A 19,846-nucleotide genomic window follows, 5' to 3' on the forward strand; every position below is an offset into this window, starting at 1 on the left:
TTATTCTCCTACATCTAAACGCTGGTGCTTCAAGCTTGGGAATATGTGCTTATCAGCCCAGCCAGTAATTGATCCTTGACATAGGAAAGCAAACAAGGTTCCCAACCCAAAGTTTTTCAGCTTTCCAGTCATAATCCAAGCGACAATCGCCATAATTGTAGGTGGCGTATACGATATCCACATTGCAATTCCAGCCTTACCGTGGAAATACCTAAAGCGCAAGATTTGCATCAAATCATCGGCTGGATGTAACACTAAGTTAACCCGCTGATAAATCGAAATACCGGTTGCAATTAAGGCTACTCCCAAGAAGTTAATCATAATATAAGCGATAATCATCGGCCAACTTGTCGCATCTGGCATCACTTTGTTGAAAAAACCTGCAAATAAATCGATAAAGGCCGAAAAAGGAACCATAAAGACTAGATTACCTAAAATTCGCTTAATATCAAACTTATGCATTAATGCTGCGTTGAGCAAGGAAGTTAACATACCAAAGATTAGAAAAGTCCAAAAGAGACTAATATGCAATGCTTCACCTAAGTTAACCTGCGCAGCCGTCCAATATGCTGATCCCAAAAATTGAGGATGAATATGTGAACTAGTTACAATGGTAAACACATTCCCCAAGGCGTTAATCAACAGTGAAAAGACAAAATACATAATCGATTCAGTCATCGAGATCTTTGTATTGTCGCTGTGTTCTTGAGTCATTAATCCTCACCGTTCACCTTAACAACCGCCTTAGAAACCTGACCCAACTTACCTTCAAGGTAATCCTGAACTTGATCTAAGCCCAATTCAGTTGAAATCAATGGTTCAACATCCAACTTACCTGAAGCTAACAAGGCCAAAGAATCCTCAAAGGCATGCGGATTAATAAATGAACCTTGAATAGTCAATTGCTTCTTGAAGACCTCATAAGTGTTCATTGAGAAGGTTTGGTTAGGCTTACCAACTCCAAACATCATGACTTGGGCACCCTTCCGCGTGGCCTCAATTGCCTGTTCTTGTGTTTGTGGCATACCAACCGCTTCGATTACAACATCGTAGTCAGCTGGAATCTGGTCACCCTTAGCAGTGTTATAGATGTTTGTTACACCAAAGTGTTCCTTATTAAAGTCCAACTTTTCTTGCACAATACCAGCCAAATCTACTTGGTGCACACCATATGCTTGTAGTAACTGAACAAATAGTTCACCCATGAAGCCATCTCCGATAACCAATGCCTTCTGGTAAGGGGTAAACTTCAGTAGTTTCATCCCATGAACAGCACAAGAGATTGGCTCAGTCACCGCTGCGGCACGTAAACTAACATCATCAGGCACATGGTAGACCACCTTCTCGGGAGCAGTGAAGTAATCTTCGAATCCTCCATTCCGGGTAACACCTACGGCTGACAAGTTGTCACATAGTTCAGGACGGCCAGTCCGGCAATAGAAACACGTCTCATCATAGATATTAGGGTCAACCGTTACCCGGTCACCTTCTTTGAACTCCGTTACATTCTTACCAACTTTGGCCACTACTCCTGAGTTTTCATGACCCAAAACAATTGGTGGAACAGCATCTGCCGAACCTGGCAATCCCGCATAAAGCGCACGATCAGTTCCACAAACTCCTGCATAAGCTGTCTTAACTAAGACTTCATCAGGCTTTACTTCAGGCATGTCAATATCTTCAACTTCCATGTCCTTCAAACCATTTAATAATAAGGCCTTCATAATATATTCCTCCATTGTACTAGGTGCGCTAAAATTCCTAACGTTTACAAACCCATTGTAACCCTTTTCAAGAAAAAATCAACGGTTTTTGCAAACGTTTTCAGTTTGTATTACCTATCTAACAAATGCAAATTAAAGTACAATACATTATATATGTCTATAATTGGTCGTGGTTACGGTTACAAACACCGCACTCGCTGCTAACTGCATAAGATATTTTAATCACAAACTACTAGACATTTTTTTATATACCTAAATTTGTTATTAATTAAATAAGTAATTCACAAACATTATTATACCTTATCACATTAAAAGGTCAAGCATTTTATGGAACCGGTTTTCATTTAGAAATAATTATATTAACATTCATTTTAAGTAAAATAGTCTGGTATATATACAGCCGTTCTGCAAATTCAATCTTCTCACAATCAAAAACACTTATTCTGTGCGAGCTCAAAAAGCAAAATAAAGTTTATTTTTTCACATTAAATTCCTTTGTTCTAGTTAGCACATTCTCAGTGCCGTCCCTATTAAAAAAAGCAACCATGCTGGTTGCTTTTTTAGTTCCTACTTAGGCGTAGTCTATATCAATTTGTTTAAAAAGCGCTCTACTACCTGATTGAAAATTCGTGGCTGTTCAGCATGCGGTAAGTGACCACTCTGCTCAATAATAGCGACCTTGCCTAGTTGCTGAGGTACCAAATTAGCTGCTACCTCGGCATGTTGGGGTGACCATAAAGGAGACTGAGCCCCCGCAATCAGTAATGTAGGTACCGTTAGCCTACTTAAAACGTCACGCCAGTCCTGAATTAAGTGATCTCGTAGTAAGCCTTGATTGGCCGCTAAATCAAAGGGAAACTGTGCTTGCAGTGTCCGAATCGCTTCAAATGTTGTATCTGGTAAACGATGTGCTGTCATTTTTATTTTCGGAAAAACTTGCAAAACCGTCGCTAGTTCCTGCCAACCATAGCCGCAAAAACCGTAAGGCCAATTAGTTGAATTCAAACCTTGTGGTGATTGGTCAATCGTGATGATACTCTGAATCCTCTGCGAACCATAGAGGGATAAGTAGGCCCAACCTACTGCTGCCCCCATTGAATGTGCAACCAGCTGCACCGAAGTTAGGTCTAGATAACTGAGCACTTGGTCCAAATCATTCGCTAACTGGCTAATGCGCAACCCATAAGTTACGCGGGCAGACTGTCCATGATTTCGCCAATCTAATAAAATCACCCGGTAGCCTTGCTCAGTAAAAAAAGTTTGCTGAGCTAAAAACTCGGCATGGTTCCCTGAAAAACCATGTAAAAAAATTAAGGTCGGATGTCCTTTCAATCCGTTATCTTCATAAAAAAGCTGTGTTCCATCAGTCGTCTGCATTACCGCCATGTTAGTCTCCTTTGTGTATGACCAATTTGACTCACCGCCAAGTTACTTTTATTATAGGCGTTTTCTTCTCTTGAAGACAGCAAAAAGGCTATCTAGCCCCCCTAGATAGCCTTTCACTATTTTTTATTTTTAGTTTTTAGGTTGTTCCATTAGTCGGCGATAGATAAAGACCGTCAACCCATAGTAAAAAATGTATAGGGACAACATCATCACCAAGGCCCCCCCGAGTCCAGCATAAGGCTCGCTCATCAAATCCTTAAACATCTGTAAACCAAAGCCAACATCTAATAGACCAATGCCCATTGGAATACTAAATAAGATACCTAAGTCAGTCATCATAGCACGCAGGCGTTGTCCCCGCGTTGTGCCTAACATTGTTAGAATCGTATAGCGCTGTCGATCGGTACCAACACTGGCTAGGGTCTTAAACATCAGCGTCGACGCCAACATAATCATAAAGGCAATGCCAAGGAAAAGACTCATAAATTCAAGACCCCCAAAGAGACCTTTCAATGTCTTTAACGTTCCATATGTTCCTGGAATCAAATCAACCTGTTGTGCATGCTCCTGTTCTTGCTGATATAGTTGGTTTAAGACATTCCGATTTGCATCCATCTTTGCGGTTCTCACCATCGAAATTGTCTTCACGGTTCCCTTAGGTAACTGATCTGTTAAGATCACATTGGTCGTATAGGCTTCAGGATTCACATAAATACCTAGCGCAGATAAGGTTGCATTTGCATTAGCATCCTCAATTTGACTTGTTGGCTGCCAAGTTAAACGTGTTTGATTTCTCTGATAAACAGCCGTCGGTACTTTAATTCCCAAATCAGTCCGCAACAGATAAGTCTTATCTCCCTGATTCACATAATGGACGGTCGCCTGATAATCGACCGCTTTTAACTGCGTTAGTGCTTTGTTGTCAGCCTTTGTTGCGATAGTTATGCCACTACTTTGTGCTGCTAGCTTGGGCAACGTGATATAGTAACCCTGTCCAACACTAATTGCCCCTAGGGCCATCCCGAAAACAACCGCAATCATCGTTAACATTCGTTTATATTCAGGTAAACGAAAACGCAATTGACCGTTAACAAAGGCTCTTAATCCCCGCTGGCCAAACCGGCTAGTCTGCAAATAAGCCGTCAATAGATTCAAGGTCTGCCCAATGAAAAGATACGTTCCACCGACATTTAATATCAACGCCAAGATGAGTGCAAAAAGACCACCCGTACTTAGCTGCGTCATCATGCCATAACTTCCTGCTAACAAAAGTAAGCCCAAACTGGCCTTCAACCAACGCCCCTTTGCCTTAACGGGAGTAGCCCCTACCTGGCGGTCAGCCGTCAGTAACGTGAGTGTATCTTGGCGCATTAACCGCCAACGATTATAAAGTCCATTCAAAACGAAAACGATGAGAAAAAACAAAACTGTCACGACAAGCGCTTGTGGCGTCACCACCGCCCAATGGGCTAGCTTAACATCGATGAGCTGCATAAAAAAGTTAGCACTTAAACCGGTCAACCCCATTCCAATTAAAATACCAATGATAGTTGCTAAACTGCCCACCAGCAGGGTCTCTTCCATTAACAGTGTGCCTATTTGTCGCTTTGTCGCTCCTAACATCGAAAAAAGCCCGTATTCTTGCTGCCGTAATTTTAAAAGAAAGTTATTAGCAAAATTCAAGTAAACAAAGGTAATGAGTCCCAACAGTACTTCACCTAACATGAAAACTGGGACAATCAATTTCATGGAAGCGTTCCCCTTTAAAAAGGTATCGTTGGTTGCCATAACTGAAAACATATAAAAGATGGCAACTGCTACGGTGGTACCTAATAAGAGAACTAAATAGTCTCGCCACTGTTGACGAATTGTTTTAGCTGCAATTTTAATTAACATGGCCCGACCTCCTAATCAAAATTGCCCAAAGTTTGGAGAATGTCTTGATAAAAGGCATCTCGTTCTTGGCCATCCCGGGTTAACTGTCCAGAAACTTGACCATCACTTAAGAATAAGATCCGCGAAGCAAAACTAGCTGAAAAAGCATCATGCGTTACCATGAGAATCGAGATATGCTCTTGCTGATTAATTTTCGTTAAGTACTGCATCATCTCACGTGCATTTTCTGAATCCAGTGCTCCAGTTGGTTCATCACCAAAAATAAGTGCGGGCTCATGCACTAAGGCCCGGGCAGCGCCAACCCGTTGTTGCTGACCACCTGATAATTCAGCTGGATATTTTGACAGATAGTCACTAATATTAAGTAACTCTGCCACTAACTGGGTTCGCTCTTGCAAGAGCGGAACTGGTTCTTTTTGTAACATTAAGGGTAAGCCAATATTTTCGGCCACGGTTAAGCTATCAATCAAATTATAATTTTGGAAGATAAAGCCCATATCGTTACCCCTAAAATGAGCTAAATCTCGATCTGACATGTTAAGGATATCACGTCCATTGATTTTAACTGTACCCGCCGTGGGCGTCATTAAAGTTGACAAAATATTTAATAACGTTGACTTACCGGATCCGGAAGGGCCCATAATGGCTAAAAATTCACCGGGTTGTACTTGCAAAGACAGGTCTTTTAATACCTCTTGTTGCACGCCTGCCGAACTCGTATAGACTTGCCGAATATGATTGGCTACAAGAACTGGTTCTACCATATTAGTTAATACTCCTTTACTCTGACGATTCATAAATAACCCGTGTTAGTAGGGTGTTTTTTATTACATCATTCATAGTAGCATACGTCATATAGTACAGCAAGTAGTGTAGCACTATTTTTCGTCTAATTTTTTGAAAAAACTGACCATTCCCGCTAAAGTGGCCTGTGTTTCTGGTAACCATTGCCACATGATAAAATCGTGGACTAAGCCAGGATGAATGTTCACTTTCACTTGATTGTCGGGATTCTTAGCTAACCCAGCAGCAACACGTTCTACATCAGGGACCATAAATTCATTAGCACCGCTATCAATCCGAATCACACCTAAACTCGGCCAAGACCGCTGCTGAGTAAAGCTGAAAGTAGCCATCCCTGCCGCCCCCATGGTTACTGCTTGATAGTCCTTAATCCCCGTTCGATCCAAAACTAAGTCTGCTTGGGCGCGTGCTTTAACATCGGCACTAGCAAACGTTAAATCTGGACAGAGCGAGACTAATTCTAACCCCATCAAGGAGTCGGCAACTTGCTTAGGTGTTAAATCCAAGGCCAAGCGTAAAGCAATATTTGCGCCTGCTGAATCACCAAAGACGATTAAAGGCCCTTCCTGCGTCTGTACCATCTGGTAAGCATCCAAAGCCCATTGTCGTAAAGCTTGTGCTGACACAGTCGGAATCAAAGGATAATCAGCAATGACAACCCGAAAACCCGCTTTGACAAAGTAAAGGGCAACTTCACGAAAAGCATTGCTGGCAGCTAGCACAAAGCCGCCTCCATGAAACATCATAATCGTTTTATGCAATCCATTCGCTGGCTGTGCTAACGTCAAAAGCTGCCCACCCCTTAACCTTTGCCGCTTTTGCTGAATATTGGGTTTAAAACGGTTGGGCTGAATGGCTGAAATTAAATCACTTGCCTTTGGCTGGCTAAAAGCCGCTAATAATTGCTGTCGATAATGGATGGCGTTTAATTTTTCATTTAAATCTTGCGCTTGTTTAGACAAGGCCATGTTCTTTCTCCATTTCATAAAAGATACGTTCAATCTACGGTAACATAAAAAGAACCTGTGCTTGCACAAGTTCTTTTTTATAAACGCTTTAAATATTAATTGGTAGCCCTTCAGCTAATTCAGCAGTGTCCATAATGCCTTCACTCAAGGTTGGATGTGGATGAATCGTTAATGAAATATCAGAAACAGTTAAGCCATTCTCAATTGCCAGGGCCAGTTCGGAAATCAAGTCTGATGCCCCTGCACCCGTAACTTGACCCCCAATAACCGCCTGTGTCTCTTGATCAACCACGAGCCTGATAAAGCCAGCTGTTTCTGCCATAGAAATTGCCCGTCCATTAGCTGCAAAGGGGAATTTAAAGGCTTTCGCATTCAGGCCCTTATCCTTAATCGTAGTTGGCGTCTCACCGACGGAAGCAACCTCAACGTTGGTATAAGCCACACTTGGTAAGGCATAGTGATCATCATGCACATCATCGCCATTAATTGCAGCTGCCGCAATTTTAGCTTCAAAACTAGCCTTGTGGGCAAGAGCCGGACCAGCCACAATGTCACCAATCGCATAAATATGAGGCACACTCGTTTGCTGTTGATCATTAACTTCAATCAAACCACGTTCGCCCATTTTAACATTGGTATTATTTAAGCCAATTTCATCCGTGTTTGGTCGCCGACCAACTGAGACCAAAACGTAAGATCCTGCTACAACCTCTTCATGACCCCCGACTTCGTAAGTTACCTTGACCCCATCTTCAGACTGTTCAACCGACTTTGCCTTAGCTTCAGTCACAATAGTTGCTCCATGTTGCTTCAAGTCATCAATGGCCGGTTTAGTCAATTCTTGGTCAAAGCCACTCAGCAAGCGTGGCAGGCCTTCAAGAATCGTTACCTTGGCACCTAAATTCAGGTAGGCACCCGCTAACTCGGTTCCAATGACCCCACCACCAATCACAATTAAATGTTCAGGTACTTCTGGGAGATTTAAAGCACCGGTAGAGTCAAGAACCCGTCCCTTAAAGGCAAAACCAGGAATCTCAACTGGTCGCGAACCAGTTGCCACAATGGCGTGTCGGAAGGAGTATTGTGAAGCCGAATCTTCAGTGGCAACGCTTACCGTTTGATTATCAACAAAGCGGGCTTCGCCACGCACAATTTGTACATGATGTTTCTTTAATAACATCTCAACTCCACTGGTCAGCGTATGCACTACTGTATTTTGCTTCCAATCTTGGGTTTTAGAAAAGTCTAAACTAACCCCTTGGCTGGCTAGCCCAAAGGGACTACCATTGAGCATGGCCTGGCGGTGGTGACCAGCCGTAATCAAAGCCTTAGAGGGGATGCAGCCAACATTCAAGCAGACACCACCAATGTAATCTCGTTCAACGATGGTCACTTTTTGGCCTAACTCGGCTGCTCGGATAGCCGCAACATAACCACCAGGGCCAGACCCGAGAACCAGGGTATCCACATTTTCAGTTAATGTTCCAACAACCATTCCTATACCTCCATCAGCATTGCTGCTGGATCCGTCAGCATCTTCTTTAAATCATTCATAGCCTCTTGTGCTAAGACCCCATCAATTAACCGGTGATCAAAGCTCAAGGATAGCCGCAACATCTGCCCAACCACAATCTCACCTTCAGCATTCACTGTTGGTGCTTGATGGATTCGACCAACACCCAAAATAGCGGCCTGGTTAGTGTTAAGAATTGGGGTGAAGTAACCACCACCAGCTGAACCGATATTTGAGATGGAAATGGTACCACCACTCATTTCAGCAGGGGCTAATTGATTATTACGAGCCCGCTCAGCCAAATCATTAATTTCAACCGCCATGGTCCGCATAGACTTAGCCTCAGCATGCTGGACAGTTGGCACAATCAGGCCATCTGGAACACTGACTGCAATGCCAACATTAACATGCTCATTAAAGACAATTTCCTGAGTTGCTGAATCCAAGTGTGCATTTAACATCGGGTGCTTCTTAGCAACGGCTGTTAAGGCCTTGGCAATGTAAGGAAGATAAGTCAAATGAATATCATCTGCAGCCAAAATTGGCTTGAAGGTCTTTCGATGATCAACTAACTTAGATACTTCAACCTCATCCATCAAGGTTACATGAGGAACCGTTGTCACTTGCTCAACCATATTCTTGGCGATAATTTTACGCATCGTTGACATAGGCTCACGATACTCACCTTGACCATCTGGAAGTGGTTGTGGAGCAGCGGTTGGCTTAGGCGCTTGGTCAGCCACTGGAGCTGGTGTTGGTGCACCTGCACTTGCCTGTCCGGCAAGCTGCTCTACATCTTGCATCGTGATATGACCATGGCGACCGGTCGCAGGGACTTGCGCTAAATCAACCTGGTGTTGGCGAGCATAGTGACGAACCGCTGGCATAGCAAGAACATACCCATTGACAGCCGTTTTAGCCCCGGTCGTCACTGGCGCTGTCGCCGGTGCTGGACTAACATTAGCTGACTCCCCTGGAGCTGCCGCCGCTTCACTGGTTTCGCTGGCAGCTGGGGCTGATGTATCACCAGCCAAACTACCGCTACCATCACCATCAAACTCAATTAACGGCGCACCTACTTCAACCACAGTCCCAGGTTCCACAAAGAGTTTGGTCACCTTACCACTATAAGGTGAAAGAATTTCCTGCAGCAGTTTGTCATTTTGTACTTCAGCGACTGCATCTTCTTCTTTAACCTCATCCCCAACCTTTACTAACCAGTTGGAAATCTCACCCTCAGCCATGCCTTCGCCAATATCTGGCATTTTAAATATCTCAGTCATATGAAACGACCTCCTTTACCGCTGCAATAATATCATCTGGATTAGGCAACCACTCATTTTCAGCCTGAGCAAATGGATAAATTGAGTCTGGTGCTGCAACACGACCAACAGGGGCATCTAGTTCCAAGACAAACCGTTCGGCAATTTCAGACATCACAGCAGCAGCAATACCAGCCTGCCGTTGAGCTTCTTGCACGACAACGACCCGATGCGTTTTCTTTACTGTTTCGCCAATTGCTTCAATATCTAAGGGACTGACCGTCTGTAAGTCCAACACTTCAACATCGATTCCTTGCTTACTTAATTCTTCAGCCGCCGTCAAAGACTTGCTAACCATGCCACCATAAGCAATCACTGAAACGTCTTTTCCTGAGCGCGCAATGGCTGCCTTATCTAAAGGCGTTGTGTAGTACTCATCGGGCACATCGGCACGCATTGACCGGTATAACTGCAGATTCTCAAGGAAGAGAACAGGATCATTACTCTCAATGGAAGCCAGGAGCAAGCCTTTGGCGTTAACCGGATTTGATGGCATTACTACCCGAATACCTGGTGTTTGTGCAATCAAGCCTTCTAAGGAATCAGCATGCATTTCAGGGGTCTTGGTACCACCACCATAAGGTGAACGGACCGTAATTGGAAAGTTACGGGTCCCATGGAAACGGAAACGATTACGGGCCATCTGACCAGCTAAGGAATCCATCACTTCATAAACGAAACCATAGAATTGAAGTTCCATCACGGGGCGCCAACCAGTGGCTGCTAGCCCAATGGCCAGACCACCAATACCACTTTCAGCTAATGGAGTGTTAAAGACCCGGTCCTTACCATACTTTGCTTGTAAGCCATCAGTTGCTCGGAAGACACCACCATTCTCACCAACATCTTCACCAAAAATCACAACCTTAGGATCATGACCTAGGGCCATATCTTGTGCCTCATTAATTGCTTGAATATAAGTTTTCTTAGACATTAGTTACCCTCCTGACGGAACTTTTCAATTTGTTCCTTTTGCGTGTACGTTGGGACTTCAAATGTTGATTCAATCAAATCAGACACAGCTTGCTTGTGAATGTTATCTGCTTCCTTGACCGCTTGATCAATTTTTTCATTATAATCAGATATTACTGCGGCTTCTTTTTCTTCACTCCAGAGGCCCTGCTGCTCTAAGAAAATCCGCATACGAATCAACGGATCTTTCTTGTGCCACTCGTCAATATCCTCTTGTGTCCGGTAACGAAGTGGATCATCACCTGACATTGAATGTGGGCCAAAACGATTGGTTAACGTTTCAATCAAAACAGGTCCTTTACCTTCAACGGCCCACTGACGAGCTTCCTTAGCTGCTAGATACATGGCAATAGCATCCATTCCATCAACGCTAATGGATGGAATTCCGACTGCCCAACCCTTGGCTGCTAAGTGCTGGGCGGCAGTTTGCACTGGGCGCGGTGTCGAAATCGCATAACCATTGTTTTGAATAAAGAAGACTGCTGGTGCCTTATAGGCTGAGGCAAAATTCATACCTTCATAAGTATCACCTTGCGATGAACCACCATCACCGGTATAGGCATAGGCAACTGCATCCTCACCATTCATCTTCAGGCCCAAGGCAACCCCAGCAGCTTCCACGTACTGGGCACCAATAATGATTTGGGGGAACCAACCGCGGACATCACCAAATTCATTTCCTTCATAATGTCCTCGTGACCAGAGAAAGGCCTTATAAATTGGCCAACCGCGCATAATTAACTCTGGAATATCACGGTAACCTGGCATAATCCAGTCTTGCGGCTTAAAGGCGAAATTCGATGCAATCTGCGATGCCTCTTGACCCATGGTTGGGGCAAAGAAGCCTAACCGACCTTGCTTAGACAGCTTAGTGGAACGATCATTGAGTACGCGGCTTTGCACCATTTCCGTCATCAATTGAACAAGCTCTTCTGATGACAGGTCGGCAGCTTCATAACCAGCCTGATCAATAATCTTTCCTTCGTTATTTAAAACTTCTAAAGTTGGAAATTCGGTATCCTGATTAACTAATTGACCGGCGAAATCTAATATTTTTTTGCTATCTGTCATGTCAATCTCCTATCTACTTGTTGTTGGTAAATAACATTGCAACTTCCTCATCCGTGATACTGCCAAAGTATTGACCATCATGGTGCTTTTGTAAGACGGTTAATACTGCCGTAGGGTCAAAAGATAGGCCAATCAAGTCTTCTTTAATCTCACGCCAGTCGCGCACGCCCAGAAAATCACCCTGAAAATCAATATCGGTAATGTGGCCAGCATGAACATTGGCAAATACATCAATGGCTCCACCTGTATATTTAGCATGATTATGGAAATCAAAATCAGGAGATTTTCCCCAATTCCAATCCCAGGTGGCAAATTTGCTTTTAGCCAAGTCCTTAATCGACTGCTTTTGCTCTGGACTTAATTGATACTCAGGATCGTTACCATGATTCGTCAACTCCTTTAATAATTCTGCCTTAAATGTTTCCATGGTTAAGTCTGGAGCATAATCTTTAATCATCCCTACTCGTGCTCGCACTGATTTGGCTGCTTTGGACATAAACTTCTCATCGGCAACGTTCAGTGCATGAACCATCGCATCGACATCAGAATCAAAGAGTAAGGTACCATGATGAATCAAGTAACAGTTCTGATAACGTTGTGCATTACCTGATATCTTCTTACCTTCAATTACTAAATCATTACGACCCGTCGCTTCAGCTGGAATGCCCATATTATGTAAGGCCTTTACAACTGGTTTAACGAAGGTGGAAAAATCGACTGATCCTGAATTCTCCACTGGTAAAATTAAGGTAAAGCACAGATTGCCTAAATCATGATAGACGGCACCACCACCTGTTACCCGGCGAATTACGGGCAATTGATGCGCTTTCACATAATCTAAATTCACCTCTGCCCAGGTATTCTGGTTTTGACCAACAATTATGGTTGGTGAATTTTGCCACAAAGCCACAACCGGTTCATCAGCATGTAAATTTTCCAACAACCAAGCATCCATGGCTATATTAGTTGCCGGATCTGTTCCAAAATAGTTTATATACTTCATATATGAGCTCCATCCCGTTAAAAAGCACTGACTGGAAATATTTATGTAATCGCTTACATCTTTACTTTATCATAGGTTTAACAATTGTCAATTCTTATTTCAAAGAAAATAAAAAACGCTTTGGCTAGACAGCCAAAACGTTTTAAAAGCTTAATTAATTTCTTGTTGCAAATCCTCTGGTGAGTACAAATGCAAGATCTTTGTTGCTACATAATCAACTACAAAGCCAACTGCAACCGGCACAATAAACCATGTAATCAAGGCTGGAATTAATCCAATTACGTGGTTAACAAAGACCGATTCAGAGCCTTTAACCAACATTGACTGAATTGGTGAAACCATTCCAATCCAACCGAAACCAGCCGACGTTGGTGTTCCTTGGACATTGAACAAGGCAACCGGAATCGCTGATAAGGCCGCCGTAACAAACATTGATAGGAAAATTACCGGCTTCTTAAAGACAGAAGGCATCATTCCCTTCATAGCACCTAAGAAAATGGCAACAGACGTTCCAGTCTTATTAACCTTAACTGAATTAATCAGTAAGATAACGGTTGAGGCGACCACACCAACACCAGCAGCTCCAGCACCAATCCCAGCTAAGGTAATAGCTAAAGCGGTACCAACAGTTGAAACCGGCGTCATGATCAAGAAGGCAAAGGCAATCGCAATCAACATTGACATAGGCAATGGTTGCAAATCAGTAAAGAGCCGGACCACGTCGCCAATTGCTGCCGTAATGGTACCAACATAAGGGGCTAAGTAGAAACCTAGCAGTCCAACACCCCCACCAATCAAGAGGGGACTCAAGATGATGGCTACCGCTCCAAAGCCATTCAGATACTTGGCTACTAACCAAATAACCAAAACAGCAATCGCTGAGACAATCATAGCATTGATGACATCCCCAGCTCCTTGCATCATGTAAACCGTACTTTGAGTCTTAGTAGCAATGCCCGTAATAGGATTAACAAATCCCGAATCTGCAACAGCCCACTTAATTGAACCCGATGAGGCACCCACAGCAATAGCCATCACACCAACATCCAAGGCCCGCATCTTAAACTGCATGGCAACCCCAATTCCAACCAAAATTGGCAAGAATGATGAGAACAAAACAAGGATGGCATTTAAGTCAATTGCCCATTGGACACCGCTACCAATCAACGGCATCAAAATATACTTTAAGACCGCAGATGGCAAGACCGCAATCAAGATACCTTGTGCTGATCCACTCAGCACCTTAAAGAAAAAATCTTTTGGATGGAGCTTATAAGAACCATCAAATACAGAATTATTCATAATCTTCCCTACTCTTTTTTTATTCAAAAATACTAGCTACACTTACAAAACAAAAAGGTTCGACTGTCTACTCAAAACCTAACCTTGATGTTCAAAGAATCGTTTTAACCCCAGTTTAGTACTCAACAGCAATGGCTGGTTGTTCACCTTCAATAAAGGCCAATGCGGCATCCATTGATTGCGTAACCATCTCATAAACTGCCTTCGTTGTGTAGAAGGCAGTGTGAGGCGTAACCAAAACATTTTCACGATCAATCAAGTCAGCGATGCGAGCATCTGGGAATTCTTTGTTTGACCAGTCTTCGTTAAACAAACCAACTTCATCTTCGTAAACATCCATCGCAAAGGCAGCTACCTTACCAGAATCCAATCCGGCAATTACAGCATCTGTATCAACCAAGTTTCCACGGGCGACGTTAACAATGACAACGCCATCCTTCATCTTAGCAATCGCATCAGCATTAATCATCCGATCATTTTCCTTCACCCCAGGAACGTACAATGAGATGGCATCAGCTTGAGCATACAAGTCGTCAAGTGAGTCAACATACAACCCTTGCTTAGCGATTTCTTCATTTTGGAACTTATCATAGGCGATAACCTTAGCACCAAAGCCTTGCAAAATCTTAATGGCTACACGACCAATGTGGCCGGTTCCAATCACACCCACTGTTTGCATCCGCATTTCACGACCAATGGTAGGTGCCCAACGTAGGTCATGCTTTGCAACCTTAGCATCCATGGCCTTAGTTTGACGCAACAACCGTGATAGTTGAATCATAGAATGCTCAGCAATCGCATTTGGTGAGTAAACTGGCACATTTGAAATTTGGAAATCAAACTTACGGGCTGTATCAAAATCGATGTTATCCGTTCCAACATTTCGCAATGACATCTTGTTGATACCAAGGTCATGCAAAGCCGTCAATGTTTCTGGTGTGTAATCCAATTGTTGATAAACATCAACTGCATCAGCACCCTTAGCATACTTAGCCGTTTCAGGGGTCAACAATTCGTCAGTAAAGTCTACTTCAACATTTGGATGCTTTTCCATCCATTCCTTTAATGCGGGTTCCTCATCTTTACGAATTCCATAAGCAAAAATCTTCATGGTTAGAATCTCCTATATACATATGATTTAGTCAGCTACTTAGACTTTCAACACGTCCACCTAAGGCTTACACAGGTTATTATACTCATGATTTGTGAAAAATTCAACAATAAATCACTATTAATCGCTTTCATTATCTTCCTAAAAGGGGGCCGGAATCACTTTCTACCTGTTTCTTCAGTCAATAAACTTACTTGATACCTTTTTGCACAAGCCCTGACAAAAGGAAATAAAAAAAGAATAAGCAACCTAAAAGGCTACTTATTCTATGCATACTATCTGCAATCACTTTCTGCGATCACTTTTTTGGTAGGTAATTTGCCCACTGCCGGCTCAAGAAATCATTATTAATTCGATAATGCGGCTTTGGTTGTGGTTTGGTCAAAAATGGATCGACATAATCATCGACAGCTAACCACCCATTCCACCCCATATGGATTGTGTCCTGCATGAAATAAGGGTGGCCCCCATCCTTTGACAAATCAGCAATATGATTGAAACCCTGTTGTTCCAACTGGTAGCGTATCTTAGCCACCGTTTGCGCATACATATCCTCATTCAAGCCTGTATAGGCCGCCCATTTTTGATTAACAGGTGGAATAATGAAGAGGACATTGGTATTTGTTTTCGCAAACTGATTTAAGACTAGTTGAAAATCTGTGTATTCAGGCGATTGGAGATAGGAAAAATGCACCTGTGAGTTGGCTAATTTTCGCTCATGTCCCTTAATACGCTTTATAAAAAAACTATTTTGAATACTAAAGGGATTCGTATTAGTTTCCTGCCGAGCTAACTTTGTCGCCCGTTGTGTTAAGGCTTCTCGGTTATATGGCTGGGGCAAAGCATCTGCCTTAGGCTTAACCCGCTTAGTAAAATTATCATTGGTCAGCCAAGTGCTAAAGAACGCATCCTCATGTTCGAGCATGTTTAACTGTAGTTGAATTTTTTGCTGATCAAACTGGGTCAAATCCTGTCCTTTAGCGACGCGCTTCATCATTGTCTTGACATTACTTTTGGGCATAACTTGCAAGAAACGACGAGCAGCTACTTTATCTGCCTGACTACCTGTTTGATTTTGCAAAAACTTTAGCCCTTGCGCAGTTCCAAAATAATAGGTAAAAGCATCTGGATTAGCTCCTTGTAGGGTAAACCATTGAGGTGAAATCACAAACACCGCTTGCTTACCCTGCATTTGCTTGGTCATCTGCTGCATACCAAAGAATTGAGTCAGTGACGTGGCCCCTTTTTGGCCTAAAAGGAAGGGGCGGTAAGATCGTTGATAACCCTCTGCCAGTACAGATGGATGCATCTCGTCCATTCGATTCCATTCACTTGAACCAAAAAATGGGACAAAACGGTGCTCTTTATCTGATAGTGCAGCTTGCTTAAGGGTGGCGCTCTTAAATACTTGAAGGGTCAGCGCTGTGGAAGCCGTAAGTTCTTTTTGATAGGACACCGTTGGATGGGCATCATTTAAAAAGACAATTCCAATAATCGCCACAAGAGCAATTATAACTGGCCCCAAGATGAGCCAGAATTTTTTAAGCATTTCGTAATTCCTCAACCCCCGCTACAATTTTGTTTCCCGTATTCCAATCATCTCGTCCCATCTCAGAGACTGGAATCTTAATTGAAAATTTGCTTTCAAGGGCCAACACTAATTCAACAACCGCCATTGAATCTAAGACACCTGCGTCAAATAAATCTTCATCCATCATATCAGAAATATCCTCCATGAAGAGATCTTCAATAATTGCGATTACCTCCCTTTTAACATCCATCATTCTATCCTCCTGTATTTAAAAAATTAGTGAAACCATAGCCGGTCTAGGAAACCGGAGAAAATCAAAAAGCTAAACATTGTAATATTAAAGGTCAAAAAGATTGAAAAGCCAATGGTAAACCAATTACTTGGTAAGGGCGCTTGACCTGCCTTCTTTCGGGCTAAGTTGGTCCGCTTCTTTTTACGTAACCACCAATCATTAATCACCAGCCCAAAGCCATGGAAGAACCCATAGACGATGTAATACCAGGTAATGCCGTGCCAAAAACCCATCAGCCCCATATCTACAATATAGGCTACACTGGACGTGACATTGCGGTTCTTAAAGACCTTATGTTTCATCAAAACAAACACAAAGCGCATAAAGACATAATCTCGGAACCAAAAACTCAACGACATATGCCAACGATTCCAAAATTCCTTTAAGTTACGTGATATAAAGGGCTTATTAAAGTTTTCAGGTGTCTTAACCCCCATCAAATAAGAGATGGCAATCGCAAACAAAGAATACCCAGCAAAGTCAAAGAAAAGATCAAAGCCATAAGCATACATCACCCCGAGGGTCGGCAAATTGAAGACGCCCCCAATGGCTAAGGCTTGCCCTTCAAGTGGCTTTAATAGAATGGTACCAAAAAAATAAGCCAAGATAAATTTGTAGAAGAAGCCAAGCATGATATACCAAACGGCCTTTTGCAACATGGCCATGTAAGCTGCTCGACTGGGCAAATTTTGGTAGTCTTCCTCAAAACGTCGATAGCGATCTATCGGTCCTGACGACAGAGTAGGCATAAAGAGCAAAAAACGAACCACCGGCCACAAAGATAACTCTTTGATGGCACCGTCTCGACTCTCCATAATCATTCCCACTGCCTTAAAGGTTAAATAAGAAATACCCAAAAAGCCTAATAAGGAGGCGTGACCGTTATCAATCGCCGGCGTCACTTTCACAAAGACTAAGGGTAGAATAGATAATCCAACTGCCCCATAAAAAATCCACCGGTTATCTGCCTGCTGTCGATAATGATGATAGGCCAAAACCAACAGCGTTTCCCATATGATATAAGCTACTAAGGCGTAAAATTGTGGCCAATGTGGTCCTGTAAACATCAATAGGATAAAGATAAAGGAAACAGCAGTTTCATATAGGGCGAATCGACGACCAAAGTAAAGGCCCACTACAATGGGCAACAAGGCTAACAACAAGTAGCCAAAATACATGGGATCACCATATGGTTGTAAATTAGGTAACGTTGCTAACCACTGCGTCATGACGCATTCACCTCAGCAATCAAGGCCTTAATATCGACCTTCCCATTAGGTGTCATTGGCAAGTCCTCCCGATAAATAAAGCGTGAGGGCATCATATAAGGCATCATATCGTTGGCTAATTGTTCTTTAATCGCCTTGGTTAGGTCCAAAGGCCGTGCGAAAGTGTCCATGGCTCCAGCCTTGGGCACAATATAGGCTAACAATTGTTGCACCTTATGCTGATCATTATAGCGTGGTACCGCCACCGCATTCTCTACTAAGTCAGCCAGCTTCAAAACATGGGCGACCTCCTCTAGCTCAATCCGGTAACCATTAAACTTAATTTGAAAGTCTAAGCGCCCACCATAATGCAGCAGGCCCTGTTGATCAAAGGAACCTAAATCTCCCGTATGGTAAGCAGGTTGCCCAGCTAATTCGAAAAAGGCAGCTGCAGTTTTTTCAGGATTATTCAAATACCCCTTTGAAACGGCTGGTCCGGCCACCACAATTTCCCCTTCTTGCCCAGCTGCGACTGGCTGCCCTGCTTCATCAATAACTTGGGTCACACTATCTGGCTTAGGGTAACCAATAGGTAGGCGCTCGCCCTTGGCCAGCATTTCATCACTAATTGCCACCGCCGATAGTGCTACTGTGGCCTCCGTTGGTCCATAAGCGTTCACAATTCGTGCATTAGGGAAACGATCACGTAACTTACGCGCTGTATTAACCGTCAATTCCTCTCCATCAAAATAAAAATACTCAAGTTGAGGCATTGTTTTTGCATTAAAATCTTCAGACAACATTGCTAAATCAACAAAGGACGGTGTCGATGTCCATACTTGAATTGGTAAATCAGGCAAAACCTTAAATAACTGTTTAAAGTCCTCAACTACTGGCCGTGGTAAGGCATACAGAGTACCTCCAGCCGCCAAGGTCGGTGCCCAATACATTACTGATAAGTCAAAGGAGTATGGTGGTTGAGCTAACATCTTAGGCGCATTGGGTACTGCAAAGGCAGCATCAGTTAACATCCAATTCGTAAAGGAGAGTAAGTTCGTGTGTGAAATCTGAACACCCTTAGGCTTACCCGTCGTTCCGGAGGTGAAAATAATATAATAATTATCATCCCCAGTAACCATATGATCGCAAGCATACGCTAGGTCTGCCTGCCTTGCCTGCTTAATATCAGCCAAACTAATTACTGGTACACCAGTTAGTTCGAGTGGTAAATCATCCACTGCAATCACGGCCGCTGGCTGAGCAATTTCCATAATTGACAATAGGCGTTCATCAGCCGAATTTAAGTCAACGGGAATATAAGCATGTCCAGCCTTCGTTAGGGCGACAAAGCTCACTAGCATCTCATATTCTTGACCACCGTATACCATCACGGGGGTCTTAGCTCCTAGACCAAGTTGATCAATATAGGCCGCTAGCGCATCTGAATCGTGTTTAAGTTGAGCATACGTATGTTCCTCCCCCAAAACATCATATACTACCCGTGAACCTTGATTTGTACCATAATTATCGATGGTTTCAATCATATTCGTAATCTTTTCCATTTTTGGCCCCCTCTGAATTAAAATTCATTATAGATAAAGCCACCCTGACCATGACCAGAGTAACCGTATAAGTACAATAAAATTAACAAAATAATGAAATAAAACACTGTCTGACCCACAAACCGCCAGAAATTAATATGTTTCATATACTAGCCCCCAGAGTCTTTCTAGCTTTTTTTTA

General features: G+C 43.0%; 18 protein-coding genes. All 18 read right to left on the reverse strand.

Translation table 11 applies throughout. The annotated features are described in order from the left end of the window. The 18 genes from G414_RS0101365 to dltX all read right to left on the reverse strand — a co-directional run bounded on the left by G414_RS0101365 (position 1) and on the right by dltX (position 19,811). Positions 1–714 carry a DUF6198 family protein gene (locus G414_RS0101365; protein ID WP_022791075.1) on the reverse strand — a complete coding sequence of 238 codons (714 nt, stop codon included), beginning with the start codon at positions 712–714 and terminating at the stop codon, positions 1–3. Beyond that, entirely contained in the window at positions 714–1,724 is a 1,011-nt protein-coding gene (locus tag G414_RS0101370) for a zinc-dependent alcohol dehydrogenase family protein (protein ID WP_022791076.1), read from the reverse strand. Before G414_RS0101370 ends, G414_RS0101365 begins: the two co-directional genes overlap by 1 nt. Positions 1,725–2,306: 582 nt before the next feature. Beyond that, positions 2,307–3,110 (reverse strand): alpha/beta fold hydrolase, encoded by an 804-nt coding sequence (locus tag G414_RS0101375; protein ID WP_022791077.1) that lies wholly within the window; start codon positions 3,108–3,110, stop codon positions 2,307–2,309. A gap of 129 nt (positions 3,111–3,239) precedes the next feature. Next, on the reverse strand, positions 3,240–5,006 hold the full coding sequence (locus G414_RS0101380) for an FtsX-like permease family protein (protein ID WP_022791078.1): 1,767 nt from the start codon (positions 5,004–5,006) through the stop codon (positions 3,240–3,242). A gap of 11 nt (positions 5,007–5,017) precedes the next feature. Then, on the reverse strand, positions 5,018–5,770 hold the full coding sequence (locus tag G414_RS0101385; RefSeq protein ID WP_022791079.1) for an ABC transporter ATP-binding protein: 753 nt from the start codon (positions 5,768–5,770) through the stop codon (positions 5,018–5,020). A gap of 114 nt (positions 5,771–5,884) precedes the next feature. Further along, positions 5,885–6,778, reverse strand: a complete 894-nt coding sequence (locus G414_RS0101390) for an alpha/beta hydrolase (protein WP_022791080.1) — start codon at positions 6,776–6,778, stop codon at positions 5,885–5,887. Between the two features lie 88 nt (positions 6,779–6,866). Then, positions 6,867–8,273, reverse strand: coding sequence for a dihydrolipoyl dehydrogenase (lpdA, locus tag G414_RS0101395; RefSeq protein ID WP_022791081.1), 1,407 nt, complete (start codon positions 8,271–8,273; stop codon positions 6,867–6,869). Positions 8,274–8,275: 2 nt separating this feature from the next. Next, positions 8,276–9,574 carry a dihydrolipoamide acetyltransferase family protein gene (locus tag G414_RS0101400; RefSeq protein ID WP_022791082.1) on the reverse strand — a complete coding sequence of 433 codons (1,299 nt, stop codon included), beginning with the start codon at positions 9,572–9,574 and terminating at the stop codon, positions 8,276–8,278. Next, complete coding sequence (locus G414_RS0101405) at positions 9,567–10,547, reverse strand: alpha-ketoacid dehydrogenase subunit beta (RefSeq protein WP_022791083.1); 981 nt, start codon at positions 10,545–10,547, stop codon at positions 9,567–9,569. Before G414_RS0101405 ends, G414_RS0101400 begins: the two co-directional genes overlap by 8 nt. Further along, on the reverse strand, positions 10,547–11,656 hold the full coding sequence (locus G414_RS0101410; protein ID WP_022791084.1) for a thiamine pyrophosphate-dependent dehydrogenase E1 component subunit alpha: 1,110 nt from the start codon (positions 11,654–11,656) through the stop codon (positions 10,547–10,549). Before G414_RS0101410 ends, G414_RS0101405 begins: the two co-directional genes overlap by 1 nt. A 13-nt stretch (positions 11,657–11,669) precedes the next feature. Beyond that, complete coding sequence (locus G414_RS0101415; RefSeq protein WP_022791085.1) at positions 11,670–12,659, reverse strand: lipoate--protein ligase; 990 nt, start codon at positions 12,657–12,659, stop codon at positions 11,670–11,672. Between the two features lie 150 nt (positions 12,660–12,809). Continuing rightward, positions 12,810–13,961: a PTS sugar transporter subunit IIC gene (locus tag G414_RS0101420; protein ID WP_022791086.1), complete on the reverse strand. Its 1,152-nt coding sequence runs from the start codon at positions 13,959–13,961 to the stop codon at positions 12,810–12,812. Between the two features lie 115 nt (positions 13,962–14,076). Then, a complete protein-coding gene (locus G414_RS0101425; RefSeq protein ID WP_022791087.1) occupies positions 14,077–15,072 on the reverse strand; it encodes a D-2-hydroxyacid dehydrogenase in 996 nt (331 codons plus the stop codon). 298 nt (positions 15,073–15,370) lie between these two features. After that, positions 15,371–16,621: a D-alanyl-lipoteichoic acid biosynthesis protein DltD gene (gene dltD / locus G414_RS0101430; protein ID WP_022791088.1), complete on the reverse strand. Its 1,251-nt coding sequence runs from the start codon at positions 16,619–16,621 to the stop codon at positions 15,371–15,373. Further along, a complete protein-coding gene (gene dltC / locus G414_RS0101435; RefSeq protein WP_022791089.1) occupies positions 16,614–16,853 on the reverse strand; it encodes a D-alanine--poly(phosphoribitol) ligase subunit DltC in 240 nt (79 codons plus the stop codon). The genes dltD and dltC overlap by 8 nt, the downstream gene beginning before the upstream one ends. 26 nt (positions 16,854–16,879) lie before the next feature. Next, on the reverse strand, positions 16,880–18,124 hold the full coding sequence (dltB, locus tag G414_RS0101440; RefSeq protein ID WP_022791090.1) for a D-alanyl-lipoteichoic acid biosynthesis protein DltB: 1,245 nt from the start codon (positions 18,122–18,124) through the stop codon (positions 16,880–16,882). Further along, positions 18,121–19,665 carry a D-alanine--poly(phosphoribitol) ligase subunit DltA gene (gene dltA / locus G414_RS0101445; RefSeq protein ID WP_022791091.1) on the reverse strand — a complete coding sequence of 515 codons (1,545 nt, stop codon included), beginning with the start codon at positions 19,663–19,665 and terminating at the stop codon, positions 18,121–18,123. The genes dltB and dltA overlap by 4 nt, the downstream gene beginning before the upstream one ends. A gap of 17 nt (positions 19,666–19,682) precedes the next feature. Then, positions 19,683–19,811 (reverse strand): teichoic acid D-Ala incorporation-associated protein DltX, encoded by a 129-nt coding sequence (gene dltX / locus G414_RS0101450; RefSeq protein ID WP_022791092.1) that lies wholly within the window; start codon positions 19,809–19,811, stop codon positions 19,683–19,685. Positions 19,812–19,846: the final 35 nt, after the last annotated feature.

It is taken from the genome of Weissella halotolerans DSM 20190 (assembly GCF_000420365.1).
Classification (GTDB): Bacteria; Bacillota; Bacilli; order Lactobacillales; family Lactobacillaceae; genus Weissella; species Weissella halotolerans.